This window comes from Pontibacter mangrovi (assembly GCF_006385705.1).
In the GTDB taxonomy this organism is placed as follows: domain Bacteria; phylum Bacteroidota; class Bacteroidia; order Cytophagales; family Hymenobacteraceae; genus Pontibacter; species Pontibacter mangrovi.
In genome coordinates this window covers 64,812-78,863 of record NZ_VFRQ01000011.1, presented here as the reverse complement: position 1 = coordinate 78,863, position 14,052 = coordinate 64,812, and the positions used below count along the sequence as shown (strand labels likewise).

Here is a 14,052-nt window from a genome sequence, read left to right as displayed (position 1 = left end):
GGCAGAGTAGAGGTGGACGAGAGGCTTGTTAGCGTAAGTTGCCTGCCAGGTTCGGAAAGTGACAGCGAAGGGATATTGAATTTTGCTAAGTGTCTTTTTAGTAGAAGGAACGCGCTTTGCCTGTTGTTGCGCAAAATCAATTATCAGAAAAGTTATAGTTACGTTTAGGTGCAGTTTTGGATTGCAACAAACTTAGTAATTGCATTGCTTGCTAAGGCAATTACCGCTTACTTTGATTCTGCAAGTATAAAACGTCAATAATATTGCATTGTTGCTGTTGCTTTGATTTTTATTTTTGGATTGGCTTTTGGCTTACCAGGTGAGCTTTATGCCAAATTAGTTTCCTTAAGTGCTTGATAAGTTCAAATGATTTAGGAATGTGGGTGCTGCGATGGGCTTTGGGTTGTGTGGTGGAAGAATAGTATAAAAAGCCATTAAGCTAATTGAAAGTCAAGTGCCGCAAAGCCTGGGGTTACGAGGCATTAGACCAGAGTGAACAGCGCTTATCCCGCTAATTGCCAATGTGATGTAGCCAGCGGAGCTAAAGAAAAACAAAGGCAAAAATAGAAATAAAGTGACTTTGCAAGTGCCAGCTATAGCAATTGAAATAGTTTTAACCGGTAGTGTATGCGCATAACCTTTACCCGAAAGATCTCCCTAGCATTTGCCATTTCCCCAACAGGGCTGCTGCAGCGTGTGGCATCCCTTTCACGCGTTTGCGGAAAATAAACAGCTTCTCCGCTTTATAAAATCTCAACTCCACCCTACTAGCTACTATATGAATAGACTTTTATCCACTCTCACAATCTTCTTCCTTTTATCCTTGTATTGCTCCAAAGCATTGGGGCAGGATATAAACTGGGTAGAAACCGCAGGAGGTGTCAGCAACGACCATGGGCGGGCGATACAGACGGACGGAGCAGGTAACCTATACGTGCTCGGTCATTTTTCAGCTCCATCGGCCACATTCGGCTCTACTAGCCTGACGACCGCTGGCACAGGTACCTACCTTGCCAAGTATAGCAATACCGGTAAGGTTTTGTGGGTGAACAAGATATCTGACACGAATGTGCTGGATGCGGGTGACCTGAAAATCGATGCATCCGGTAACAGCTATGTTGTTACAACCTTTGCAGGAACTACTGCCTTGGGCGGGAAAAGCCTGACAAGCAGTGGCGCGAGCGATATTGTAGTAGCTAAGTATAATACGAACGGCGGAGTAGTATGGGCTACGCTCGCGGGAGGAGCCGCCTCCGAAACAGGTTTTGGGATAGCCATAGACGCAGCAGGTAACAGCTTTATAACAGGCAGCTTTTCAGGGGCCTCCTCGTTTGGCAGTGCCAACCTGAGCAGTGCCGGAAGCACAGACGGCTTCGTGGCGAAGTTGAACGCAGACGGCAGCTTTGCCTGGGCCAAAAACGTGGGCGGCAGCGGTGAGGATAATGGGAGAAGTATCGTAGCCGATGCAAGCGGCACGGTATACGTGGCAGGCAACTTCAACGGTGATTTTTCGCTGGGCACTACTACGCTCACGCATTCCGGCAAACAAGACATCTTTCTGGTAGCTTACAGCAGCGCCGGTGTGCTGCGCTGGGCAAAAAAGGCGGGCGATAGCAACGCAGACGAAGTAACCAGCCTGGCGATAGACGGAGCCGGCAATTTATACTTAGGCGGTAACTTTACCAGGTCAACCTCTTTTGGAGGTATCTCTATTTCAGGCAATGGTAATAGCCAGGACATCTTTTTGGCAAAGTATACCAGCACGGGCACAAGTGTTTGGGCCAAGGCGGCAGGTGGCAAGAACCTTGACGAGTTAGGCGATATACATGCCGACACCAATGGGAATTTATACCTGACAGGAAGCTACAGCGGAGCAGTTACGCTTGCAGGGATGCCTTTAAAAGAATTCGGAGGGCTCGATATTTTCGCAGCGCATTATTTAAGCGACGGCACCGCGCAATGGGCGATAGGTGCAGGAAGCGCCGTAGACGACCGCGGGCTAGGCATTTCGTCGGATGCAGGCCGGAATGTATACGTAACGGGCTATTTTCAGGGAAACACGACCAATTTTGGTGGCATCGTCATCCCGAACAGGGGCGGAGAGGAGATTTTTGTCTCCAAGTTAATACCGGCTTTGGTAACCACAAATGTTACTCCAGGGCCATATTGCGCAGGACAAGCCATTACGGTTAGCTATAAGGCCTCGCAAAATTTTAACACTTACTCCGTTCAATTGTCTGATGCAAACGGAAGCTTTGCCAACCCGGTGCCCATAGGCGCAACGGTTAGCAATAACACGACCGGCACTATCGCGGCCACAATTCCTGCCGATACCCCGGCGGGCAGCAAGTACCGTATCCGTGTGGTGGCATCCGCATATGGCCTTGCCGGCACCGACAACGGCACCGACCTAACCGTAAACCCGGTGCCTGCGCCACCTGTGGTTTCCGCGAGCAGCCCTGGCGTAGGAGGAAACCTTTTTCTGACAGCATCGGGCGTTCCCGGTGCCACCTACAGTTGGACAGGCCCGAACGGGTTTACCTCGAACGAGCAGAACCCTACCCGCCCTGGCATGACCGCTGGTGATGCGGGCACTTATACCGTCACCATGAGTGTGAACGGCTGCACCAGCACTGCCTCCGTAACGGTTGTGCTGGCGGATGTGCCGACCTTTGATGTGGACCTCCGGGGTAACCCGAATGGCTTTTGGGACTCGCCTGCGGTAAAAAGGGCCGGATCGGTGTGCGGAGACGACAACTGCGTTGTGTTTAACGTGCTTCTGGATCCCGCTTCAGCCGGTTTGGAACTAGAGATTCCCGATGGTTCTATTCCTCCAGGCTCTATGTTCTATGAGATCAACTGTGATATGCAGGCACCGGTAGGTGAGCCTATTTGTATCGAAAACACCGGCATTATTCAGCTCTCGCTCTGCAAGCCCGGTAACAATAAGAATGTTTTCCGCATCAAATCCATCTCTCCTTATGATCCGCAGGGCGATATTTCGGTAACGGCAGGGTGCTCCGCTTCTTTAACGGCCCCGCTGGCTTTCAATGAAGCATCCATTGTATGGAAAGATGTAACAGGCGGAGGGGAGTACCTGAAGTACCTGGATTATACTTCCGGCAAACGGACTGTAACGGTAAGCCCCGACGATAACGCCCCAGCCTATGTAGACTACGCCGTTTCAGGCACTTCTATGCAGTCGCCTTGCTCCAGCACACCTTACGAAGATACCATCAGGGTGTACTTCTATCCGCCGCCAACCATTACCATCGGGCCTGAGCCCGCCATTCTTTGTCCGGATGGTAGCGGTGTAACGCTGGTGAGCGAAGTGACCGGCGGCGACGGCAACTGGGACTACATCTGGACGGACCCTTTTGGCAATGTAGTAGGCACCCAACCTGATTACACGGCCACGAATGTTGGTACTTATAAGCTGGAAGTCAGAAATTCAAACTACCCTAACTGTCGGGAGTTTTCGGCTTCGGTAGAAGTGGTGTCAAACCTGGCGGCAGATGCCGGTCCGGACCAATTGGTGTGCTCCCAAAATGGGGTGCAGCTAAACGGAGTGGTAACTGCTGCGCTGGGCGGTGTGTGGAGTGGGGGAGGCGGCTCCTTTAGCCCAAGCAATACCGACCTGAACGCGGTTTATACCCCAACGGCGGCAGAGCTTGCCGCAGGCTCTGTGAACCTGACCCTTACCTCTACCGGCAACGGCTCGTGTTCGGCTGTGTTAGATGATGTGCTCATCACCTTCTATCCGATAGATGTGGAACTGACCGGAACGCCTGTGATCTGTAGCGGCACGCTGGGCACGGTTACCGCAAATGTTACTGGCGGAAACGGCACCATCTCCTATAAATGGAGCTCCGGCGAAACAACCCCGACCATTACTGGCAAGGCAGCCGGTACCTATACTGTAAGCATTACGGATGGGCAGAGCTGCGCTGTGGAAAAATCATTTACCGTAACAGAAGTAACAGGTCCTAGTGGCTTTACCGCTGCGGCTGCCTCTTCTACCTGCGGCGCCAGCAACGGCAGCGTATCCGTCAGCAGCATCACTGATGGCACCGCGCCTTATACCTATAGTATAGACGGAGCTACCTATCAAGCCCAAGCCACTCTTTCTGGCCTGGCCGCAGGCAATTATACTGTTTATGTAAAAGATGCCAACGGCTGTAGTGTTGCCCAGAGCGTTACCATAACCGACATCGCCGGACCAACAGCAGTGGCGGCCACTTCGGTAGCTGCATCCTGCGCCAACAACGACGGCAGCATTACGGTCGGAACTGTAACGGGTGGCACTTCAAGCTATACCTATAGTATAAACGGCACCAGCTTCCAGAGCGCCGCCAGCTTTACCGGGCTGGCCGCCGGAACGTATACTTTAACTGCCAAGGATGCCAACGGCTGTACCGTTACCACATCTGTAACAGTTAGCCAAAACGTACTTTCCAGCTTTGCCAGCACCACCGCCCCCTCTACCTGCGGCAGCGACAACGGCAGCGTTACCCTCGGGAAAGTGACGGGCGGTTTCGCTCCCTATACCTACAGCAGGGACGGCGTGAACTTCCAGGCCTCTGCCACGCTCACGGGCTTTGTGGCCGGCTCCCACACTATCACGGTGAAGGATGCCAAAGGCTGTACTTTCTCCAAATCGATCACGATAACGGATGTGGCTGGCCCTACGGATCTGGCGGCCACAGCCAAGGCCTCAACCTGCGGTGATAGCAACGCTGAAATTACAGTAACAGGCGTAACCGGAGGCACAGGTACTTATACTTATAGTATAGACGGCACAGCATTTCAGAGCTCGGCTACCTTTACAGGCCTTGCTGCCGGCAACTATACCGTTTACGTGCAAGACGGCAACGGCTGTACCTACTCAGAAGTCATCCGTGTAACCAACATTGCCGGCCCTGCATTTACGGCGACAGCCCAGGCCTCTACCTGCGGCGCGAGCAACGGAAACATAACCGTGAACAGCCCAACTGCCGGCACGGCTCCATTTAAGTATAGCAAGGATGGCTCCACTTTCCAGGATGCAGCTACCTTTACTAATTTGGCAGCCGGCACTTACAACATCACGGTAAAAGATGCCAATGGCTGCACGCTGACCCAAGCTGTGGAGGTTACGGACATTGAAGGTCCAAGCGATGTTGCTTTAACGTCTGAGTCCTCTACCTGTGGCGCGAGCAATGCAAGTATAACCGTAGGTGCCGTAACAGGAGGAACACCTACCTATACTTATAGTATAGATGGCAAAACCTTTCAGGCATCAGCTTCTTTTGGCTCACTTGCCGCAGGCGATTACACCATCACGGTAAAGGATGCCAACAGCTGTACTTTCTCCAAAACCATCACGGTAACAGATATTGCCGGGCCGACTGACTTGACAGCCACCACTCAGGCCACCACCTGCGGCAGCAATAACGGCGAGATTACCATAACAGGCGTGACTGGAGGAACAGGAGACTATACTTACAGCAAGGACGGCGTGAACTTCCAGGCAACTGCCACGCTCACGGGTTTTGTAGCCGGCTCCCACATGATCTTTGTGAAGGACGCCAACGGCTGTACTTTCTCGAAAAGCTTCACCGTTGCTGACATTGCCGGACCGACGGCGGTGGCGGCTACCTCGCAACCGGCCAGCTGTAACAACAATGATGGCTCCATATCAGTTGGAAAAGTAACGGGTGGCACTTCAGGCTATACTTACTCGATTGACGGCACCAACTTCCAGAGCGGCACCAGCTTTACAGGACTTGCCTCCGGAAACTACACCGTAACGGCCAAGGACGCCAACGGCTGTGCTGTCACTACTTCTGTAACGGTTACAAAACAAACCCTCACGAGCTTTAACCTTACGGCGCAGCCTTCTACCTGCGGCGCGAGCAACGCAAGTATAACTGTGAGCAATGTGTTGGGTGGTTTCGCTCCTTATACTTATAGTACAGACGGGGTGAACTTCCAGGCTTCAGGCACACTTTCCGGCCTGGCTGCCGGGGCGCACACGGTTACCGTGAAAGACGCCAGAGGCTGTACCTTAACCAAGAACATCATTATAAGCAACATTCCGGGGCCAGCGGATCTGCGGGTAACAACCAAAGCTTCTACTTGTGGCGCGAGCAACGCTGAAATCACTGTAGCGAACGTAACCGGAGGGTCAGGCGCTTATACTTATAGTATAGACGGTGTTAATTTCCAGGCTTCAGCCAGCTTTACCGGCTTGGCCGCAGGCAACTATACCGTGTCTGTAAAAGACGGAAACGGCTGCGTATACGCAGAAGCAGTTGACCTGACCAACATCGCCGGGCCTGAATTTACGGCTACGGCCACGGCCTCTACCTGCGGCGCCAGCAATGGCAGCATCAGCGTGAACGACATAACGGGCGGCACGGCACCTTATACCTATAGTGTAGACGGCTCAACATATCAGACATCAAATACTTTCGGTCAGCTGCTTGCCGGCACTTACAACATCACGGTAAAAGACGCGAATGGCTGTACCTTGGTAAAAGCCGTAACCGTGTCTGATGTGGCGGGGCCAAGCGACGTTGCGCTCACAAGCCAGTCCTCTACCTGCGGCGATAGCAACGGCAGCATTTCGGTAGGAGCGGTAACAGGCGGAACATCCACTTATACTTATAGTATAGATGGCAAAGCCTTCCAAACCTCATCCACCTTCGGGAACCTTCTTGCAGGAGACTACACTGTAACAGTGAAAGATGCGAATGGGTGTACGATCACCAAAACGATTGCTGTAACAGATGTGGCTGGGCCATCAAGCCTCACTGCAAATGCTACGTCCTCTACCTGCGGCGCCAGCAACGGCGAGTTGACCGTAACCGGCGTAACCGGCGGCACGGCGCCTTATACCTATAGCAAGGATGGTACTGCCTTCTCCGCCTCAGTTACGCTAACTGGCTTTGCGGCGGGTACGCATACGATCTATGCCAAGGATGCCAACGGCTGTGTGGTGTCAGGTGCGTTTACCGTTACTGATATTGCCGGACCAACGGCTGTAGCGGCTACTTCGCAGCCTGCCAGCTGTAACGACAATGATGGCTCCATATTAGTTGGAAAAGTAACAGGTGGCACCTCAGCGTATACTTATAGTATAGACGGCGCCAGCTTCCAGAGCGCGACCAGCTTTACCGGGCTGGCCGCCGGAACGTATACTTTAACAGCCAAGGACGCGAACGGATGTACGGTTACGACTACCGTCACGGTCAGAACCAACAAACCAACAAACTTTGCCAGCACCACCGCCCCCTCTACCTGCGGCAGCGACAATGGCAGCGTTACCCTCGGGAAAGTGACGGGCGGTTTTGCGCCTTATACTTACAGCAGGGACGGCGTAAACTTTCAGGCCTCAGCCACGCTCACAGGCTTTGTGGCCGGCACGCACACCATCACGGTGAAGGATGCTAAAGGCTGTACTTTCTCCAAAGCGATTACGGTAACGGACATCGCTGGCCCTTCTGATCTGGCAACAGCTGCCACGGCCTCTACCTGCGGCAACAGCAACGGTGAGTTTAAGGTGAGCGGCGTAACAGGAGGCACTATGCCTTACGCCTATAGTATAGACGGCACGAACTTCCAGGAATCCGATACCTTCGCGGCACTGGGTGAAGGCATTTACATAGTTACCGTAAAAGACGCCAACGGCTGTACTTACGCTGAGGAGGTGGCCGTGAGCAACATTGCAGGTCCATCGTTTACACTTTCTGCCCAGGCCTCCACCTGCGGCGCCAGCAACGGAAGTATAACCGTGAACAGCCCAACCGGCGGCACGGCTCCTTATAGCTACGCCATTAACAACGGCAGTTTTCAGAGCTCCGCTACCTTCTCCGGCTTGGTTGCAGATGATTACAACATCACGGTAAAAGACGCTAACGGCTGCACGCTGACCCAAGCTGTGGCGGTAACGGACATTGCCGGCCCGAGCGGGCTGGAGCTGGCCAGTGCTTCCTCTACCTGCGGCGCTGCCAACGGTAGCATCACAGTAGGAAAAGTAACCGGCGGCACGGCTCCTTATACATACAGTTTAGCGGGGGCTGCCTTCCAGAGCTCCCAGGAATTTGAGAACGTGCTGGCCGGAACCTATACTATAACAGTGAAAGACGCCAACGGCTGTACCTTCTCGGCAAGTATAACGGTTACAGACATCGCCGGGCCAACTGACTTGACAGCTACATCGCGGGCCTCTACCTGTGGTAGCAACAACGGCGAACTGACGGTTTCCGGGGTTACTGGCGGTGTGGCTCCTTATACTTACAGCAAGGACGGCGTGAACTATCAAGCCTCTGCCACCCTAACTGGTTTTGTAGCCGGCTCGCACACGATCTTCGTGAAGGACGCCAACGGCTGTACCTTCTCGAAAAGCTTCACGGTGACGGATATTGCCGGACCTACGGCGGTGGCGGCCACTTCTCAGCCAGCCAGCTGTCAGGACAACGACGGCAGCATCACGGTAGGAGCTGTGACGGGCGGAACATCAGGCTATACTTACTCCATCAACGGCACAGATTTCCAGAGCGCGACCAGCTTTACTGGACTGGCATCCGGAACGTATACTTTAACGTCCAAAGATGCCAATGGCTGTATTATCACTACTTCTGTAAAAGTAAACCAGAACGTGCCGAAAGCCTTCGCCAGCACTTCGGTGGCGGCAACTTGCGGTCGTCCGGATGGTGAGCTGACAATTGGCAACGTGACAGGCGGAACCGCTCCTTATACTTATAGTATAAATGGCGGCAGCTTCCAGGTTTCGGCAACCTTTACCGACCTGGCTGCCGGGTCTTACAGCATCACCGTAAAAGATGCCAAAGGCTGTACGTTTACCGATGAGGTGGGCGTAAGCAACGTGGCCGGTCCTGTTATCACAGCCAAAACCGTGGCTTCTACCTGTAGCGCCGCCAATGGCAGCATCCGGGTGAGCAACACAAGCGGTGGCGTTTCGCCTTATACTTATAGTATAGACGGAGAGAACTTCCAGTCATCTACCACATTTGCAAACCTGCAGGCAGGCACTTACACGGTTACCGTAAAAGATGCGAATGGCTGTGCAGGCACCGTTTCTGTAGTGCTAGAAGACATTGCCGGCCCAAGTGATTTCGCGCTGGCCGGAGCCTCTTCTACCTGTGGCGCGAGCAACGCGACTATATCAGTAAGCGATGTAGATGGTGGCACGGCTCCTTATACTTACAGCAAGGATGGATCAAACTTCCAGAGTTCGGCCACTTTCGCTAGCCTGGCAGCCGGAGAATATACCATCACGGTGAAGGACGCCAACGGCTGTACTATTACCAAAGACATTGAGGTTGAAGATATCGCTGGTCCGGATAACCTGGCTTTAGCATCTACAGCCTCTACCTGCGGCGACAGCAACGGTAAGATTGAAGTTGCCGGCGTTACCGGTGGCACGGCTCCTTATGTGTTTAGCCTGGATGGCGGCAGCTTCCAGAGCGAACTTGCCTTTGAAAATGTGCTGGCCGGGGAGTATACCGTTACGGTGAAAGATGCCAACAGCTGTACCTTCGCGACAAGTATAACAGTAGGCAACCTTCCAGGGCCAACCAGTCTTACCGCCAGCGCCACCGCCTCTACCTGCGGCGCCGCAAACGGCACCCTGACAATTACAGAAATTTCCGGGGGACAAGGCCCTTATACGTACGCACTGGATGGCGGTAATTTCGGGGAGGAGTTGGTGTTTGAGTACCTGATGGCCGGAAGCCACACCATCACCGTAAAAGATGTGAATGGCTGTGTGCTCTCCAAATCCTTCACGGTGACGGACATTGCCGGCCCTTCAGCGGTGGCGGCTACCTCGCAACCGGCCAGCTGCCAGAACAACGACGGCTCTATCTCAGTTGGCAAAGTAACCGGCGGAACATCAGCTTATACCTACTCCATCAACGGCACTACGTTCCAAAGCTCAACCAGCTTTACAGGTCTGGCTTCCGGGGATTACACCGTAACGGTGAAGGATGCGAACGGCTGTACCGTGACCACCTCTGTAAAAGTTAACCAGAACGTACCAACGAACTTTGCCAGCACCACGGTAGCCTCTACCTGCGGCGCGAGCAATGCAAGTATAACGGTAGGTTCTGTAACGGGTGGCACAGCACCTTATACGTACAGCACCGACGGTAAGAACTTTCAGGCATCCGCCACACTCGATAACCTGGCGGCTGGTACGCACCGGATCACGGTAAAAGATGCCAAAGGCTGTACCTTCAGCAAAGAGGTGTCGGTAGAGGATATCGCCGGACCATCTGCACTGGCACTGGCTGGCAAGGCCTCTACCTGCGGAAGCACCAACGCCACCATCACGGTAAGCGGCGTAACCGGCGGCACGGCTCCTTATACTTTCAGCATCGATGGCTCGAACTTCCAGAGCGGCACCAGCTTCGGCTCGCTGCTGGCCGGAGACTATACCGTGACGGTGAAAGACGCGAACGGCTGTACTTATGTGCAAGCTATTACTTTAGAAGATATCCCGGGTCCATCTGCTTTCACTGCCTCAGCCACAGCCTCCAGCTGCGGTCGCGCGAACGGAAGTATAACCGTAACTGCCGTGACCGACGGCACCGCTCCGTATACGTACAGCGCAGACGGTACGAACTTCCAGGAAGCCTCCACACTGACCGGTCTGCTGGCCGGCGAGCACATCATCACGGTGAAAGACGCCAACGGCTGTACCGTAACAATGGCGGTGACTGTTGAAGACGTGGCCGGACCTTCAGGACTAGAGCTGGCAAGTACGGCCTCTACCTGCGGTGCGGCTAATGGCAGCATCACAGTGGGCAAGGTAACGGGTGGTACGGCTCCTTATACCTATAGTATGGATGGATCAGCTTTCCAGAGCGGGCTTGCCTTTAGCGAGGTGCTGGCCGGAGAGTATACCGTAACGGTGAAAGATACCAACGGCTGTACATTCTCAGCCAAGGTCACGGTAGAAGACATCGCCGGACCAACGAACCTGACTGCCTCCACTACTTCTACTACCTGCGGTGCCAGCAACGGCGCGATAAGTATAACCGGTGTAACCGGAGGAACAGCGCCTTATACCTATAGTATAGACGGCACAAACTTCCAGGCTGCCGCTGCCTTTGCAGAACTGGCTGCCGGTACGCACAACATCACCGTAAAAGATGCCAACGGTTGTACCTATGTTAAAGCCATCGAGGTAACGAACCTGGAAGGCCCAAGTGCCATAGCGGCTACCACCAGAGCGGCCAGCTGCGCCGACAACGACGGCAGCATCACGGTAGGTAACATCACCGGCGGCACGGCTCCTTATACTTACAGCATCAACGGAAAAGACTTCCAGAGCGCAACCAGCTTTACAGGTCTGGCCTCCGGAGAGTATACTATCACCGTAAAAGATGCCAACGGCTGCGAGACGACAGAAACTATGAAGGTGAGCAAGGAGGGTCCGGCAGACTTTGCCGCCTCTACCGCTGCCTCTACCTGCGGTGGCGAGAACGGACGTATCTCGGTGGTGTCTGTGGAGGGTGGCGTCGCTCCTTATACCTATAGTATAAACGGCGGCAGCTTCCAGAGCTCAGCCAGCTTCGTTTCACTACTTGCCGGTACTTACAGCATTACGGTTAAAGACGCCAACGGCTGTACTTACACCGATGAGGTGGAGCTGACGAACATCGAAGGCCCGTCTGACCTGACAGCCTCTGCCACTACGGCGACCTGCGGCAACAGCAATGGCCAGATCAACGTGTCTGCTGTAACCGGCGGCACGGCTCCTTATACCTACAGTAAGGATGGTGTAAACTTCCAGGCCTCTGCCACTATCTCTGGTCTTGCCGCCGGCGAGTACCAGGTAACGGTGAAAGATGCCAACGGCTGTACGGTGGTGAAAGCGGTAACAGTGGCCAACGCCTCCGGTCCGGAAGGATTTACGGTGGCAGGCAAAGCTACTACTTGCGGTGCTGCTAACGGCGAGGCTACGGTAAGCGCAGTAGTGGGAGGTAAGACGCCTTATACATACAGCAAGGACGGCACAAACTTCCAGCCGGAAACTACACTGACAGGATTAGCCGCCGGCTCCCACACCATCACGGTAAAAGATGCCAACGGCTGTACTTTCATCAAACAAGTAGTCATAGAGAACATCGCCGGACCAGCCAACTACGAACTGGCTACTGTGGCCACTACCTGCGGCGCGGCCAACGGTTCTATCACGGTAAGCAACGTAAGCGGCGGCACGGCTCCTTATTCTTACGCCCTGAACGAGGGTAGCTTCCAGACTTCAGCTGCCTTTGCAGAAGTAAGTGCCGGCGAGCATACCATCACGGTAAAGGATGCCAATGGCTGTACCTTGGTGAAGCAAGTGACGGTAACCGATGTCGCTGGTCCTGCTGAGATTGCGGCGGCTACCACGCCAACTGCCTGCACGGCCAATAACGGTACTATTACCGTGAACGGCGTAACGGGCGGCACGGCACCTTACTCTTACTCATTGGATGGCAACAGCTATCAGGCAGCGGCCAACTTTGGCTCGCTGGCGGCAGGGGAGTACGAGGTATACGTGAAGGATGCGAACGGCTGCAGCTTTTCAATAAAAGTAACGGTAGGCGTGAAAGGTCCGAAAGAGGCGGCCGTGGCTGCCACAGACGCTACCTGCGGCGAGGAGAACGGTTCGATCACCATCACATCGGTAACGGACGGCACCAAGCCACTGGCCTATAGTATAGACGGCACCACCTATCAGGCTTCGGCTACTTTTGCCAGCCTGGCGGCAGGTGTATACACCATCACGGTGAAAGATGCCGAGGGATGTACGCTGGAAGTAACGCAGGAAATAAGCAACAGCGGCGGTGCCACCTTTGTCGCAACCGGCACCGATGCCAGCTGCGGAACTACAAACGGCCGCATCGTGATCAGCGACGTGAGTGGCAGCGTGAGCCCTTATACGTACAGCGTGGACGGAATCACCTTCCAGAACTCGCCTGAGTTTACTGGCCTGGCCGAGGGCGAGTACCAGGTAACGGTGAAAGATGCCGCCGGCTGCATGAACTTCGAAGCAGTAACCATCGGCAACACACCGCCCATCACCGATCTGAAGGCTACAGTTTCCGCACCAACATGCGACCAGCCAAGCGGCCAGATTAAGGTTGATGAAGTAGTGGGCGGCACGGCTCCTTATACTTATAGTATAGACGGCACCAACTTTACAGCCTCCACTACCCTGGCCGATGTAGCGCCGGGCGCTTATACCCTGACCGTGAAAGACGCTAGCGGCTGTACTTATAGTATAGAGGTGCAGGTGGAAGAGGGCGTGAGCAGCGAACTGGACTACGTGCATCACCTGGCTTGCTCCGGCGGCAACACCGGCGAGATCGCCTTCAAATCTACAGGCGCCAACGACCAGACGCAGTACAGCATCGACAACGGCAAGACTTTCCAGAAAGACGCTGTGTTCAAAGAACTGGCGGCCGGCACATACCAACTCATTGCCAAATTCTCGGCCTCGTGCACCATTCAGGTGGGCACAGTAGAGGTGAAAGAGGCAGAGCAGATGGATGTGGAGGTAATGCCGCTCACCAAAGCGATCGGTTTTGAGAAGTCAGGCAGCGCAGCCGTAACGAAGATCAGCGGCGGCGTTGGGCCTTATACTTACTCCCTGGATGGCGGCAGTTTCTCTTCCGACTCTGTGTTCACGAACCTGGGTGCCCAGGAGTATACGGTGCGGGTAAGAGACAGCAGAGGCTGCGAAGCAGAAGCCACCTTCGTGATAGAAGGCATAGACGACATCGACATCCCGAACGGCTTTACGCCAAACGGCGACGGCAGAAACGATACCTGGGTGCTCAAGAACCTGGCGAGGCTATACCCTAACTGCAGCGTGTCGGTGTACAACCGCTGGGGCAGCCCGGTGTTCACTTCCAAAGGCTACGCCAAACCATGGGACGGCACCTACAACGGCAAGCGCCTGCCCGATGGCACCTACTACTGCATCATTGAGTTGGGCGACGGTTCTGCGCCAATTAAATCATCTATTACCATTATGCGATAATCGCCCAATTG

1 protein-coding gene is annotated in these 14,052 nt (G+C 54.2%); it reads left to right on the top strand.

From position 1 onward, the window contains the following. Window positions 1-778 precede the first annotated feature (778 nt). Window positions 779-14,041: a T9SS type B sorting domain-containing protein gene (locus tag FJM65_RS17370; protein WP_140623026.1), complete on the top strand. Its 13,263-nt coding sequence runs from the start codon at window positions 779-781 to the stop codon at window positions 14,039-14,041. Window positions 14,042-14,052 lie beyond the last annotated feature (11 nt).

Excerpts from the sequence above, each read along its gene's own strand:
- FJM65_RS17370 (WP_140623026.1), top strand. The coding sequence starts at position 779 with ATGAATAGACTTTTATCCACTCTCACAATCTTCTTCCTTTTATCCTTG.